At 70.5% G+C, this 13349-nt stretch carries 13 protein-coding genes; 4 read left to right on the top strand and 9 right to left on the bottom strand.

Features of this window, described 5'->3' with window-relative positions:
- Nucleotides 1-424, top strand: a 424-nt coding sequence (locus AWZ10_RS26785) for a peptidoglycan-binding domain-containing protein (protein WP_167365990.1), incomplete at its 5' end; no start/stop codon positions are given.
- Nucleotides 425-451: 27 nt separating this feature from the next.
- Here the strand turns inward: AWZ10_RS26785 and AWZ10_RS26780 are convergent.
- From AWZ10_RS26780 to AWZ10_RS26760, 5 genes are all read right to left on the bottom strand, one after another.
- Nucleotides 452-1366, bottom strand: coding sequence for a MurR/RpiR family transcriptional regulator (locus AWZ10_RS26780; protein WP_063809791.1), 915 nt, complete (start codon nt 1364-1366; stop codon nt 452-454).
- Between the two features lie 104 nt (nt 1367-1470).
- Nucleotides 1471-2394 (bottom strand): ABC transporter substrate-binding protein, encoded by a 924-nt coding sequence (locus tag AWZ10_RS26775; protein ID WP_060892224.1) that lies wholly within the window; start codon nt 2392-2394, stop codon nt 1471-1473.
- 145 nt (nt 2395-2539) lie between these two features.
- Nucleotides 2540-3229 (bottom strand): ABC transporter permease, encoded by a 690-nt coding sequence (locus AWZ10_RS26770; protein WP_060892222.1) that lies wholly within the window; start codon nt 3227-3229, stop codon nt 2540-2542.
- A complete protein-coding gene (locus AWZ10_RS26765) occupies nt 3226-3891 on the bottom strand; it encodes an ABC transporter permease (protein ID WP_060892221.1) in 666 nt (221 codons plus the stop codon). The genes AWZ10_RS26770 and AWZ10_RS26765 overlap by 4 nt, the downstream gene beginning before the upstream one ends.
- Nucleotides 3888-5210 (bottom strand): ABC transporter ATP-binding protein, encoded by a 1323-nt coding sequence (locus AWZ10_RS26760; RefSeq protein ID WP_244172556.1) that lies wholly within the window; start codon nt 5208-5210, stop codon nt 3888-3890. The genes AWZ10_RS26765 and AWZ10_RS26760 overlap by 4 nt, the downstream gene beginning before the upstream one ends.
- A gap of 187 nt (nt 5211-5397) precedes the next feature.
- Between AWZ10_RS26760 and AWZ10_RS26755 the strand changes: the two genes are divergently transcribed.
- Nucleotides 5398-5739, top strand: coding sequence for a hypothetical protein (locus AWZ10_RS26755; RefSeq protein ID WP_060892220.1), 342 nt, complete (start codon nt 5398-5400; stop codon nt 5737-5739).
- Nucleotides 5736-6641 (top strand): amidohydrolase family protein, encoded by a 906-nt coding sequence (locus AWZ10_RS26750; protein WP_060892219.1) that lies wholly within the window; start codon nt 5736-5738, stop codon nt 6639-6641. The genes AWZ10_RS26755 and AWZ10_RS26750 overlap by 4 nt, the downstream gene beginning before the upstream one ends.
- A gap of 81 nt (nt 6642-6722) precedes the next feature.
- Here AWZ10_RS26750 and AWZ10_RS26745 read toward each other — a convergent pair whose 3' ends face one another.
- The 3 genes from AWZ10_RS26745 to AWZ10_RS26735 form a co-directional block, all read right to left on the bottom strand.
- Nucleotides 6723-8144 (bottom strand): cytochrome P450, encoded by a 1422-nt coding sequence (locus AWZ10_RS26745; protein WP_060892218.1) that lies wholly within the window; start codon nt 8142-8144, stop codon nt 6723-6725.
- A 162-nt stretch (nt 8145-8306) separates the two neighbouring features.
- Nucleotides 8307-8945: a phosphoribosylanthranilate isomerase gene (locus tag AWZ10_RS26740; protein WP_060892223.1), complete on the bottom strand. Its 639-nt coding sequence runs from the start codon at nt 8943-8945 to the stop codon at nt 8307-8309.
- Nucleotides 8946-8993: 48 nt separating this feature from the next.
- Nucleotides 8994-10238: a PucR family transcriptional regulator gene (locus AWZ10_RS26735; protein ID WP_208618555.1), complete on the bottom strand. Its 1245-nt coding sequence runs from the start codon at nt 10236-10238 to the stop codon at nt 8994-8996.
- Nucleotides 10239-10569: 331 nt separating this feature from the next.
- Between AWZ10_RS26735 and AWZ10_RS26730 the strand changes: the two genes are divergently transcribed.
- Nucleotides 10570-11445, top strand: coding sequence for a DUF4394 domain-containing protein (locus tag AWZ10_RS26730; protein ID WP_060892216.1), 876 nt, complete (start codon nt 10570-10572; stop codon nt 11443-11445).
- Nucleotides 11446-11623: 178 nt separating this feature from the next.
- On the opposite strand, the gene AWZ10_RS26725 is transcribed toward AWZ10_RS26730, so the two are convergent.
- Nucleotides 11624-13009 carry an LCP family protein gene (locus AWZ10_RS26725; RefSeq protein ID WP_434976700.1) on the bottom strand — a complete coding sequence of 462 codons (1386 nt, stop codon included), beginning with the start codon at nt 13007-13009 and terminating at the stop codon, nt 11624-11626.
- Nucleotides 13010-13349: the final 340 nt, after the last annotated feature.

Raw genomic sequence — 13349 nt, 5'->3', positions numbered from 1 at the left:
CGACACCCCGCGCCCCGACGCGTCCGCCTCCGCGTCCGCCGCCGGCTCCGGCACCGGCACCGGCACCGGCACCGACCCGGACACCGAGTCCTCCGCACCCGCCCCGGGGACCAGCGCGCCCGACGAGACCACGCCGCCCCCGAGCGACGCGCCCACCGAGCCCACGACCCCGGCCTGGCTCACGGACTGCACGTACTACTACGGCAACGGACGCACCCGCCTCGGGGACAGCGGCCAACGCGTCCTGCAGGTGCAGTGCATGCTGTCCAAGCGGGGCTACGGCCTCGGAGGCGGCGGTGTGGACGGCGAGTTCGACGCCGGGACGAAGGCCGCGGTGCAGAGTTTCCAGCAGGACAAGGGGCTGCTCGTCACCGACGGCGTCGTACGTCCGCGGGTCTGGAAGGCGTTGCGCTCCACGGGGTGAGGCGGGCGGCTCGCACAGCCGTGCCGGTCAGTCGACGAACAGTCCACGCGCCGCGGCCCGCGCGTCGAACTCCTCCAGGTGGGCCTGGGCGTCCGGGAGGGCGTCGCACATCGCCTCCAGCAGGACCTGACCCAGCAGCATGGGGGCACCGACGGTGTCGAAGACCAGGCCGGTGCCCACGGCGGCGGGAAGCAGCAGGTCACTGTGGGCGGCGACCGGGGCGAAGGTCCCGTCGGCGACCGTCACCACCGTCAGGCCCTCGGCACGGGCGTGGGCGAGGGCGTCGAGAAGTTCGCGCGGGTGGCGGGGCAGTGCGAAGCACAGCAGCGCGCTCGCCCCGGCCTGCCGGGCCGCGTCGATGCGGTCGGCGAGCAGTGAGCCGCCCTCGTCGAGCAGCCGTACGTCGGTGTGGACCTTCGCCGCGAAGTAGGCGAAGCCGCGTGCCTGCGCGGCGGAGGCGCGCAGCCCGAGCACCGGCAGCGGCCGGGAGGCGGCGAGCAGCCGGCCCGCGCGTTCGACGGGTTCGGGGTTCGTGAGCAGGGACGCCAGATGACGCAGATTGTCGATCTCGGTCTGCACGGCGCGCTGGTACGGGTTGGCCGACCGTCCGTCGAAGCCTTGCCCGGCGGGTGCGACCGTACGCAGATGGGCGCGCAGTGCCGGATAGCCGTCGAAGCCGAGGGCGACCGCGAAGCGGGTCACCGACGGCTGACTCACACCGGCCAGGTGGGCCAGTTCCACGCTCGACAGGTAGGGCACGTCCGCCGCCTGCCGGACGAGGCAGTGCGCGATGCGGCGCTGTGTGGGGGTGAGCCGACGGCCTTCGAAGAGCTGCTGCAGCCGCGCGGCCGCGCCGACGGCACCATGTCCTTCGGTGCCGACGCCATGAGGTCTCCCGGTGCCGACTCCGCCGGGCCCTTGGGTGTCGACGGCGTCCGTCATCTGCTCTCCCGGCCGGTCGTGTTCGGTCCCCTCCCCCTGCCCGGCGGGGTGCACGGTGCCGGGCAGGAGCGGGGGCGGACGGTGTGGGGCGTGGCCGAGAACGGTCAGCCCGCGAGGCCGGTGGACGTCAGCCAGTCCTCGGCGACGGTGTCGGCGTCCTCCTTGTCGTTGACGAGCTTCTTCATCATCTCCAGCAGGTCCTCGGTGGTGAGCTTGGCGGAGACGGCGTTGAGCGCCTCCTTCGCCTTGTCGTTCACCGCGTCCTTGTAGACGAGGGGCGTGACGTTCTGCGAGGAGAAGAGGTTCTTCGGGTCCTCCAGGACGACCAGCTTGTCCGTGACGATGGCGGGGTCGGTGGTGTACAGGTTGGCGGCCTGCACCTTGTCGTCCTTCAGCAGCTTCACCAGGGTGGTCTGGGCACCCGCGTCGAGCGGCTGGAACTTCCCGAATTCCACGCCGTAGACCTTCTTCAGACCTACGCCCCCTTGCGTGCGGGTCTTGAACTCCGACCCGGCCCCGATCGTCATGTCCCCGGCGACCGGCTTGAGGTCGGCGAGGCTCTTAAGGTTGTACTTGGCGGCGGTCTCGGCGGTGACCGTCACCGAGTCCTTGTCCTCGGCCGCGGCGGAGTCGAGGATCTCCACCGACGACGGGAGCTTCTCCTTCAGCTCGGCGTTGATGTCCTCGGTGCTGGTCGCGGTGCTGTTCTTGTCGACCGCCACCGACAACAGGGCGCCGTTGTACTCGGGGAAGACTCCTATGCCGCCCTTGACCACCTGGTCGTAGTAGACCTCGCGGGCGCCGATGTCGAACTTCCGGGTCACCTTCAGACCCTTGCCCTCCAGGGCCTGCGCGTAGATCTCGGCGAGCAGCTGGTTCCCGGGGAAGTTCGCCGAGCCTACGACGATGGCGTTGCCGTCGCCGCCGGCGCTGTCGCCCGCAAGCGGATTGTCGCCGCTGTCACCGCCACCGCCGCAGGCGGTCAGCGTGAGTGCGGTGATGAGGCCGAACGCGGCGCCTCGGTACATGCCTCGCATGGCTTGTCCTCTCTCGGAGCCCGGAAGCTCGGAAGATTCAGAAACAGAAACAGGAACAGGAACAGGAACAGGAACAGGAACAACTTCGGGATGCGGGGGGGGTGGGATGCGGGAGATGGGTCTGGGGTGCGCCAGTTCAGGACTTGGATGCCGTGGCCCTCAGACCCGGCGAGACGATCACACGTCGCAGCGCGGTGAACACGATCTGGACGACGAGCGCGAGGGCGACGACCACCGTGGAGCCGCCGATGACCAACTCGTAGTCGTTGCGGGAGAGTCCGTCGACGATGTAGCGGCCCAGGCCGCCGAGACCGGGGTAGGCGGCGACGGTGGCGGTGGCCACGACCTGGATCGCGGCGACCCGCAGTCCGAGGAGGATCAGCGGCAGCGCCATCGGTACCTCGACCCGGGCCAGGACCTCCCACTCGGTCATGCCGACCCCGCGCGCGGCGTCCCGGGTGGCGGGGTCCACGCCCCGCACCCCCTCGAAGGTGTTGATGAGGATCGGCGGTACCGCGAGCGCGACCAGCGCGACCAGCACGGGCGCGGTGCTGAGCCCCGCGAGCGTGACCACGAGGACGACCAGACCGAAGGTGGGGATCGCGCGGGCGAGGTTCGCCACGCTGGCCACGGCGAAGGCACCACGGCCGGTGTGTCCGACGAGCAGTCCGAACGTCAGCCCGATGACGGCGGCGAACAGCAACGACAGCCCGCTGTAGGTGAGATGCTCCAGCAGCCTCTGCGGGATGCCCTCGTCTCCGTGCCACTGCGCCGAGGACGTCAGCCAGTCCCCCACGAGCTCCATCTGGTTCAGGAAATCGTTCATGCCGACGTCACCTTGTTCCGGGACCACGGGGTGAGCAGCCGCTGCGCCAGGACCAACAACGCGTCGGTGACGAGCGCCAGCAGCATGATCAGGACGATCGCGGTGACGATCGGGGTGGGGAAGTCGAGTTGGAGACCGCGGGTGATGTAGTAGCCGAGGCCACCCTGTCCGATCAGCTGTCCCACGGCGACGAGGCTGATGGACGAGACGGCGGCGACCCGTACGCCGGCGATGACCACGGGTACGGCGATCGGCAGCTCGACCTGGACGACCCGGCGTACGGCGCCGAATCCCATCGCGGTGGCCGCGAGCCGGACGGGCTCGGGAACCGAGGCGAGGCCGTCGACCACGTTGGGGACCAGCACCGACAGGGTGTAGAGCGTCAGCGGGATCATCACCGTCTGTTCGGTCAGCCCGGTGTAGCGGACGAAGATCATGAACAGGGCGAGGGACGGGATCGAGTACAGGATGTTCGACACGGTCAGCACGGGCGGGTAGAGCCAGCGCCAGCGGTGACACAGGATGCCGAGCGGCACGGCGATGATGAGCCCGAACAGCACCGGCAAGAGGCCGAGTCTGAGGTGGATGCCGGTGTACTCGGCGAGTTCGGCCGTGTGGTCGGCTATCCACTGCCACCGGACCAGCGGTTCGTCGTCACTCATCGGTCACCTTCGCCCGGGGTGTCGGGGGCGGCCGTCCTGTCCGCGGGCGAGGCGGGCCCGGCCGACGCGGACTTCGAGGATGTGGACTCGGCCGACGCGGACTCCTTCGAGGCACTCGCCGTCGAGGCGCTCGCCTTCGTCACGTTCGCCGTCGACTCCCCCTCCGTAGAAGCGACTTCGGCCGGCGCGCTCCCGGCATACTTTGCGGCGGCTGCCTCGCCGGTGGCAGTCCTGGCGGCGACCGCGCCGGCGGACAGCTCGTACACGTCCGCGACTCCCGCGACCGCGCCCTCCGCGTCGACGGCCACCGCGAGGCGGGCGGGTGACAGGAGGGCGGAGTCGAGGGCGGCGCGTGCCGAGTCGCCGACGAGGCTGAAGGTGTGGCCGAGGGGTGCCAGGGGCGCGTCAGCGAGGGTGCCGCTGTCCGGCAGCGCGGCGGTCTCGGCCCAGCCGAGCGGCCGTCGGGCGTCGTCGACGACGAGCACCCAGGGCGCGTCCACCGTCCGAGCCTCGGCGACGGGAGAGGCGGCCGGCAGCACCGGGCCGTCGCGCAGCGGCAGTGCGGCCGCGTCGACGAAGGAGAGCCGGCGGATGCCCCGGTCCTGCCCCACGAAGTCGGCCACGAAGTCGTCGGCGGGACGGGCGAGCAACCGCTCGGGGGTGTCGAACTGGGCGAGCTTGCCGCCGGTGCGGAACACCGCGATGTTGTCGCCGAGTTTGATCGCCTCGTCGATGTCGTGGGTGACGAACACGATCGTCTTGTGCAACTCCTTCTGCAGCCGGATGAACTCGGCCTGCAGCTCCGCCCGCACGATCGGGTCGACCGCGCTGAACGGCTCGTCCATCAGCAGCACCGGCGGGTCGGCGCCCAGCGCCCTGGCCACCCCGACGCGCTGCTGCTGCCCGCCGGAGAGCTGGTTCGGGTAGCGCTTGGCCATCTCGGCGGGCAGGCCGACCAGTTCGAGCAGTTCCGCCGCCCGGGACCGAGCCTTCTTCCTGCCCCAGCCCAGCAGCAGCGGAACGGTCGCTATGTTGTCCAGGATGGTGCGGTGCGGGAACAACCCCGCGTGCTGGATCACGTACCCGATACCCCGGCGAAGCTCGGGCGCGTTGACCTCCCGGATGTTCCGGCCGCGCAGGCTCACCGTGCCGGCGGTCGGCTCCACCATACGGTTGATCATGCGCAGGGTAGTGGTCTTGCCGCAGCCGGAAGGACCGACCAGGACCGTGATGCCACCCTCGGCCAGTTCCAGGCGGAGGTCGTCCACCGCTGTCGTGCCGTTCGGATATTTTTTGCTCACCGCGTCGAATCTGATCAAGACTGCCCCTTACCCGACTGCATATGGTCATGCAGAGTCGTCGGTGACTGAATGACAGTCAATGGAATTCAGTGAACGGCACGTTACGTTCACACCAAGCCTCGCCACGGATGCCTGGACTTTTCGCCATATGTAACTTTTGATCATCTTGTTGACGAGGCGGCACAGAGGAAGGAGGGCCCGCCCCATGCGGTGCGCGACGGGGACGAGCGAAGGTCCGCAGGTCGTCGTCGACGGGCGGACACCGTCGCACGAAGAGGTCATGTCCACCGCCCGGCACGGAGGCCGGGTCGTCCTCGCGGACGAGGCCGCGCAGGCGGTGGATCTGGCGGCGCCGACCGTACTGGGGCGGGGACCGGAGTTCCTGCGGCGCTCGATCAGGGAAGTTGTTCCCCGCCTGGACGACGACCGGCCGTGCGGGGTGGACGTGGAGACGGTATGCCGCGACATCCTCGAGTCCGACGACGTCCGGAGCACACTGCGCGCCCTGACCGGGGAAGCGTCGGCCTTGGTGGGAGGAGCGGCATGACCAACTGCGACGTGCACCAGCATCTGTGGACCCCCGCGCTGGTGACGGCCCTGCGGTCACGCCGCGAACCACCGTTCCTGGACGGCTGGACCCTGTTCCTCGACGGTGAGCCGCCCTACGCGATCCCGCCCGCCGACCACGACATCGCCGGCCGTACGCGGCTCGCCGACACCGACGGCCTCGGCCGGGCCCTCGTCTCGCTCTCCTCCCCGATCGGCGTGGAGTGGCTGCCCGCGACCGAGGCACGCCCCCTGCTCGACGCCTACCACGAGGGCTCGGCCGCGCTCCCCGAACCGTTCGGTGCCTGGGCCGCCGCCTGCGTACGGGATGTCGACGCGAAGGCGACGGCCCAGGACCTCGACCGCGGCTTCGTCGGCCTCCAGCTCCCGGCGAACGCCCTTGCCGACGCGGCCGGATACGCACGCTGCGCCCCGCTCCTCGACCTCCTCGAAGAGCGCGGCCTCCCGCTGTTCGTGCACCCGGGGCCCGCGCCGGGCGGCGCCGAGGGGCCCGGCTGGTGGCCCGCGATGGTTCCCTACGTCCAGCAGATGCACTCCGCCTGGTTCGCCTTCCGCGCCTTCGGCCGCCCCCGCCACCCCCGCCTGCGGGTGTGCTTCGCCCTGCTGGCCGGGCTCGCCCCGCTGCACGGGGAGCGCTTCGCCGCCCGGAGCGGCGGGAGTGACGCCGGGGTGGACCCGGACGTCTTCGTCGAGACGTCCTCCTACGGTCCGACGGCCGTCGAAGCCGTGGTCCGCGCCCTCGGCGTGGGCGCCGTCGTCCAGGGCTCCGACCGCCCCTACGCCGAGCCCCCGCAACAGCCCGGCTTCGGCCTGGGCGGGGCGGCGGCGTACGCCTTCCGCATCGCCAATCCACGGCGGCTGCTCACCGGGAAGGACAGCTGAAGCCGACGTGGTCACGGGCCCGAGGAGCCCGTGACCACGCGATGCCCTCGGTGAGACCTTCCGACCGCCGGTGATCGCCCGTCAGCGGCCGGGGCGGATCAGCCCCGTGAGGTAGCGCCACAGCGAGGAGCGCTGCCGGGCGGACACGTCCGGCACCACCGTCTCCACCGTGCCCCCCACGCCCGCGTCCCCCGCCGGGTCGTCCACCGGTGGCCGTTCGGCCGTCGGCACCAGTTCGTACCGTACGGGCAGCGAGCGCAGGCCCCGCATGAACGGCGAGGAGCGCCAAGGCAGTTGGTCGACGGGGAGCGCGAGGTCCAGGTTGGCGAACCGCTCGAACAGCCGGCCCACTCCGACGGCGGCGACCGTCGAGGCGAGCTCGCGTGCCGGGCACTGCCGCGGGCCCGCGCCCCAGGACAGGTGCGCCCGGGTGCTGACCGTGGTGTTGGGTGCCACGTGGTCGGCGAAGAGCGGGTCGGCGTGCGCCGCGGCGGAGGAGACCCAGACCGGGTCGCCCGCGCGGATCGTGTAGTTGCCGAGCCGGGTGTCATCGGCCGCGAACCTCGGCACGAAGTTCACCAGCGGAGGCTTGCGCATGACGACCCGGTTCATGGCCTCACGGACCATGCCGGCGGAGAGGCTGGCCCGCACGCTGTCCTCGCCCGAGAGGACCTCGACGACCGTGTTGGAGACGAGGATGCCGACGTGGTCGGACGTCATGCCCAGCAGCATGAACAGTTCACGGGCCAGCTCGTCGAGCGAGAGGTCGGGGTGGGCGGCCAGCAGGTAGGAGGGGAAGTCCTCGCCCGGCGTCTTCAGCTTCAGCTCCGCCAGTTCCGCCAGCGCGCCCAGCAACCGGTCCAGGGCGGGCCCCGCGTCCGGGCCCGCGTCCAGCACCCGCCACATGTCCATCAGGGCGTCGTCGCCCTGGGAACCGGGGAAGCCGAGCAGATGGCTGGCCACCATCAGCGGCAGGGGCCGGGAGAACTGCGCGGAAAGGTCCGCGAGCCCCGTGCCGCCCGCCTCCCCCATCAGGGTGATCAGCTCGTCGGCGTAGACGGTCACGGCCGCCTTCAGCCGCTTCGCCTGGGGGTTGCGCGGGTCCTGGAACGGCTTGAGCGCCTGGTCCCACGCCATCCGCAGCGACGGGTAGCCGGGGCCGCCCTGGATCAGTACGTGGTTGACCTCCAGGGAGGGCCCGAGCGGCCAGTCGGCCGGGACCCTGCCCTCGGTCCGGGCCCGCCAGTTCTCCAGGCCCTTGGGCCATCCGGCGTCGTCCTGGAGCACCTGGAGCGCCTCGCGGTAGCCGAGCACCAGCCAGGCGGGCACGCCCAGCAGGTCGACCGGCGCCACCGCGCCGTGCCGCTGCCTCAGCCGCTCGTACACCAGCGAGGGGCGCGTCTCGTAGTCCCGGGTCAGCAGCGGTTCGGGAGACATCGCCTCCAACCCCGCGCCGTCCAGTTCCACGGACACACCCTCACCCGACTGGGTTTCCCTCACCATGCCGCCCCTCCGACACTCCCCGTACCGGACCACCTTCATTCGGTAGCCGGAACCGTGGGGACCCTACCCCAGGGTCACTTGCGGGGGAACGCCGGGCATCACCACGCACAGCTCCAGCCCCGTGACTCACAGCCGTGAACCGGGCGGCGGCACGGCCACCCGTCACCGCCCGGCGCGGGCCGCCTTGATGAAATCCCTGATCAGACCGGGGTCCTTGACGCCTCGGCTCTGCTCCACGCCGCTGGAGACGTCGACGCCCCAGGGATCGGTGGCGGCGACGGCGTCGCGTACGTTCTCCGGAGTGAGACCGCCCGCGAGGAGCCACCTCTCCCCCGCGGCCGCCAGCGGCTTGCTCGCCCAGTCCCAGGCGATGCCCGAGCCGGGGACGGGCGCGTCGACGAGGAGCATGTCCTCGCCGAACTCCCCGCAGCGCGGCACCGAGTCGCCGAACGCCGCGGCACGGATCAGGGTCCAGTCGCCGGTCGCCAGGTCGTCGTAGTACGCGCGGTCCTCGGGGCCGTGCAGCTGGATCGCCCCGATCCCCGACTCGGTCGCCAGGGACCGCACGTCGCCGAGGGGCTCCTGACGGAAGACGCCGACCGTCAGGACGTGCTCGGGCACGCGACGGCTCAGCCGGGCGGCGGTGGCGGCGTCGATCCGGCGCGGGCTGGCCGAGAAGACGAAGCCGATGGCGTCGGCGCCCGCCTCGACGGCCGTGTCGACGTCCTGCTCGGTCTTCAGGCCGCAGATCTTGATGAAGAGGGAGTCACTGGAGTTGCTCACGGCCCCAGCCTGCCGCATCGACGGCTGTGCGGGAACGGCGGCCACCTGGTCCGGCACGGGGCACGATCAGCGCCACGCTCCCGACAGACGCCGGGTGACGACCGCGCTGAGCGTCCGCACACCCCGGGTCGAGCCCGGGTCGATGCCGGTGAGTTCCCTCACCCGGCGCAGACGGTAGTCGAGGGTGCGGGTGTGGACGTTGAGAGAGGTCGCCGTGGTACCGCGGTGCATGTCGTGGCGGTAGTACGCGTCGAGGGTGAGCAGCAGGTCCGGGCCGGAGTCCAGCCGACGGGCCAGCGAGCGCAGCCACGCGTCGACGAACGGCACGTCCGCGACGGCGAGTTCGACGAAGACGTCCGCCAGGGTGTGCGGCCTCGAACGGCCGGAGGCGGGCCTCAGCGGGGCCGCCCGGCTGATCCGCCGGGCCCGGTCCAGGGCGTCGCCCGGCGCGGACAGCGGCGCGGTGGCGGTGCCGACGGCGCAGGGGCGGCCGAGAGCGAGGGCGAAGTCCCGCACGAGATCCGGCAGGTGGTCGGGGGCAAGATCGGGCAAGAGGTCGGGAACGGCGTGCGGCGGTACGTCCTGGGGCCCCGCGGCGCCGGAGAACAGGGGCACCACAGCGATCAGCTCACCGCTCCCGTCGCCGCCCTCCGGGCCCCACATGACCGGCGCCCGGTGGGCCTTCACCAGTGTCTCGATCTCGTTTTCCAGGAAACGGTCGACGGCGGGCGGGTCCGACAGCCGGAACACCGTCACGGCGCAGTAGTCCGGCAGTTCCATGTCGACGGCCGCGGCGAGTTCGATCGATATCGGATCGCCGTTCAGCAATGACCGGGCCAGCAGGGCTACCTGCTCGGTGTACGACATTCGACGGCGCAGTACGCGGACGAATCCCTGGCGGTAGGCGCCGATGCCGCGCTCGCCCTGCGGGGCGAACCACGTCATCATCCGCATGAGTTCGTCGACACCGCCGCCGCGCTGGGCGTCGGTCGCCTCGTTGATCTCGCGCAGCATGAGCGCGGTGTGCACTCGCAGCACCTGCTGCCGCGTGTCGAGCGACATCCCCGCACCCGCCCGCAGCTCTCCCATGGACCCGATGAAGCCAAGATCATCATCGCTCAACTCGCTGTTGTGCGGCGACAGTTCGACCGTGCGATGCCGTAACCACATCGCGTGTTCCAGCGTCTCGGCCCGAGCCCGGGGGTCGTTGTCCAGGAACCCGAACTCCGGGATCTCGCGCGTGTACGTCTCTACCTCCCGGCGGGCGTTGGTCGACGCCTGACGGGCCAGTTCGGCGAAGAGGCTCCCCATGCAGGCGAGCATGCCATTCCGAACGAACGGGCCGACAGACGAGATCCGGACGGCGTTCATCACTGCGCATAAATCGGCGGCAAGTATGCCGACAGGGCTTTTGTCACAGTGCGCAAAATTCCCGGATCGGTGCGTTCCCCTCCCGGCTTCCGCTTGTGGAGGGGTCGTAAAGCGGCCTTAATGAGAACCGCGTGAACGCCCGTGGGGGAAGACCGGGACAACCATTCCGGCGCGACTCCGGAACAGCTCCGGCAATCAGTACGGGCGCGGATACGAAATTCCTCGGCCAGGCGCCCCGCAATGGCGCTCGCCCAAACGGGAGGGAAACCCGATGAAAGCAGGCACGCGAAAGAGAATCACGGCGGCGATGGCGGCCGTGGTCACCTCGACGGCGCTCATGCTCGGCATGCCGGGCACCGCTTCGGCCGCCCCCGCCGCCGTTCCCAGCCTGCGCGCGTTCGGGATCAGCGGCGACGGCACCCTGATGGCCACGTTCATGACGGACCGGCCGGACGTGCTCAACTGGGTGCGGGTCATCACCGGGCTCAGCGGCGACACGGCCCTGGTCGGGATCGACTTCCGGGTGCAGAACGGCGTGCTGTACGGCGTCGGCAACAAGGGCGGCATCTACACGATCAAGACCCCGCCGGCCAGCGTGGACGTCGTGGTCACCAAGGTGTCACAGCTCCAGTACGCCCTGCACGGCACGGTGTTCGGCGTCGACTTCAACCCGGCCGCCGACCGCCTCCGGGTGATCAGCGACCAGGGCCAGAACCTGCGGCACAACCTCCACGACCACACGACCATCCAGGACGTGAACCTCACCACCCCGCCTGCCGAGGGCACGACCAAGGGCGTCACCGCCGCCGCGTACACGAACAACGATCTCAACGGGGCCACCGCCACCACGCTGTTCGACATCAACACGACCTCCGACGAGGTCGTCATCCAGTCACCGGCCAACAACGGCACGCTCGCCCCGACCGGGAGCCTCGGTATCGACGCGCAACTCAAGGCCGGCATGGACATCTACAGCACCCTGTCCGGCGGGAAGACGGTCGACAACGCCGCCTTCGCCTCCCTCACCCCGCACGGTGCCGGCACCCCGTCGCTCTACAGCGTCAACGTCCTCACCGGACAGGTGAGCTCCATCGGCCAGTTCCCGCTGAACATCACGGACCTGGCCATCAGCCTCACCGGCTCCTGACCCTCGACGACCACACCCTCGCCGCGGCCCGGCCACGACCGGACCGCGGCGAGTCCACGTCCGGATCTGCCTCGTGCTTCCCTGGAGCTGGTGGCGCGGGTCGAGGCCGAGCACGAGGAGGGCGAGGGCGAGGAGGAGCAGGAGGGGGAAGAGGAGGGCTGGCGGGTCTACGGACCCGTCACCGCAGCTCCTCCAGGTCGAGGTCCGACCCCACGACCAGGGTCACCACCCCTGCGGCGGCGTCCGTGGACGGCGTGGCCCTGGTGTCGGGAAGCCGTGAGGCGAGGACCTTCGCCTGCTTGGTGAGGTCGGCCGGATGGGCGACCGTGGTGGTGTCGGTGTTCTCGGGCGCGTTGCCCGTGCCCACGACGGTGAAGCCGGCCTCGCGGAGCTTCTCGGCGACGGCCGCGGCGCGCCCGCTGACACCGGTTCCGTTGAGGACCTGGACGCGTACGGTGGACGCGTAGATCAGGTCGTTCTTGGCCTCGGCCTGCAGCCGCTTCTTGTCGACCTCCTTGTCGTTGGCGAGGGAGGTGAACAGGTCGGCGGCCTGCGGGTACTGCCAGACGATGTTGGCCTTGTCGGTGGGGACGTCGGCCTCGCGCGGGTAGTTGGGGACCGTCAGGAAGGTCAGCCGGTCGCTCGGGATGCTCTTGAGCTCGGAGGCGAGGTCGTAGAGCGGGTCGATTCCGGCGAGATCCTCGTCCGCGGTCAGGGACTTGGTGGCGGACTGCAGGAAGTCGTAGAGCGACGTGGGGCTGGTCAGCTTCGACTTGGCCTTGGCCGCCAGGGCCTCCATGAACTCCTGCTGACGGCCGATGCGTCCGATGTCGGAGCCGTCGCCGACGGCGTAGCGGGTCCGTACATAGCCGAGCGCGGTCTCGCCCTGGACGGTCTGGCAGCCCGCCTCCATGTCGAGGCGAGCCTTCTCGTCGTGGATGGCCTGCTCCGGGCAGACCTCGATGCCTTCCAGGGCGTCGACCATTCCCTTGAAGCCCTGGAAGTCGACGGACATGAAGTTGTCGATGCGCAGACCCGTGTTGGCCTCGACCGTCCGGATCGAGCAGGCCGCCGCGCCGGCGACCTCACCGCCCGAACCACCGATCGCGAACGCCTCGTTGATCTTCGCCAGGTGCGGACCGGACGTGCCGCCGTCACCCTTCTCGCACGCCGATATCTCCACCCACGAGTCACGTGGAAAGGACACCACGGTGGCCCATTCCCGGTTCGCGGGGATGTGCAGCACCATCAGCGTGTCCGACTGCATGGTGGTCAGGTCCTTGCCGTACTTCGCGTTGGCCCCGTCACGGCTGTCCGAACCGACGACCATGATGTTCTTCGAACCCGGGCTGAGATTGACCGGGCGGTCCCCGCCGACCTTGCCGTCCACGTCGGCACCCGTGATGTTGTTGTCCAGGTCCTTGTAGACCCAGGCGCCGACACCACCGACACCGAGGACGAGCAGGGCTGCGCCGCCCGCGAACCAGCTCACCCTCCGGCCCCGCCGCGTCAGCCGTGTCCCCCCGCCTCCGGCACCCGCGCGCCGCCTTCCCGTACCACTCACCGGCCTTCCCCCGCCTCGGCCGCACCCGGCCGGTCGACTACCCCCTGGGCGTCCGGTACTTGTGATCACCGAACCCGCAGGACTCTACATGCATGTAGATATACGGATCGGTGCCGCACACGTCTCATCACACCCCGCGGTCACGAAGGGCACAGAGGCGTCGCAGCGTAAAGAATCAGGGCCATCGTCACGGCAGAGTTCGCCGATGCCGTCGCCGCGACCGCCGCCCCGACGACCGCTCCGCCGTGTACGACACGGCCGTAGGCAGAGGTAGCGGGCAGGCGCGCGGCCGGTCGGACGCCCGGCAGCAACCGGTGGTGCCCGGCGCCGGGGTGGGCCC

It is taken from the genome of Streptomyces europaeiscabiei, assembly GCF_001550375.1.
In the GTDB taxonomy this organism is placed as follows: domain Bacteria; phylum Actinomycetota; class Actinomycetes; order Streptomycetales; family Streptomycetaceae; genus Streptomyces; species Streptomyces europaeiscabiei.
Note: the sequence above shows the minus strand (reverse complement) of the source record. Positions and strands in the feature narration are given on the sequence as shown.

Excerpts from the sequence above, each read along its gene's own strand:
- AWZ10_RS26780 (WP_063809791.1), bottom strand. The coding sequence starts at position 1,366 with ATGACGGACGCCGTCGACACCCAAGGGCCCGGCGGAGTCGGCACCGGG.
- AWZ10_RS26770 (WP_060892222.1), bottom strand. The coding sequence starts at position 3,229 with ATGAACGATTTCCTGAACCAGATGGAGCTCGTGGGGGACTGGCTGACG.
- AWZ10_RS26755 (WP_060892220.1), top strand. The coding sequence starts at position 5,398 with ATGCGGTGCGCGACGGGGACGAGCGAAGGTCCGCAGGTCGTCGTCGAC.
- AWZ10_RS26775 (WP_060892224.1), bottom strand. The coding sequence starts at position 2,394 with ATGTACCGAGGCGCCGCGTTCGGCCTCATCACCGCACTCACGCTGACC.
- AWZ10_RS26740 (WP_060892223.1), bottom strand. The coding sequence starts at position 8,945 with ATGCGGCAGGCTGGGGCCGTGAGCAACTCCAGTGACTCCCTCTTCATC.
- AWZ10_RS26750 (WP_060892219.1), top strand. The coding sequence starts at position 5,736 with ATGACCAACTGCGACGTGCACCAGCATCTGTGGACCCCCGCGCTGGTG.
- AWZ10_RS26730 (WP_060892216.1), top strand. The coding sequence starts at position 10,570 with ATGAAAGCAGGCACGCGAAAGAGAATCACGGCGGCGATGGCGGCCGTG.
- AWZ10_RS26745 (WP_060892218.1), bottom strand. The coding sequence starts at position 8,144 with ATGGTGAGGGAAACCCAGTCGGGTGAGGGTGTGTCCGTGGAACTGGAC.
- AWZ10_RS26765 (WP_060892221.1), bottom strand. The coding sequence starts at position 3,891 with ATGAGTGACGACGAACCGCTGGTCCGGTGGCAGTGGATAGCCGACCAC.
- AWZ10_RS26735 (WP_208618555.1), bottom strand. The coding sequence starts at position 10,238 with ATGGGGAGCCTCTTCGCCGAACTGGCCCGTCAGGCGTCGACCAACGCC.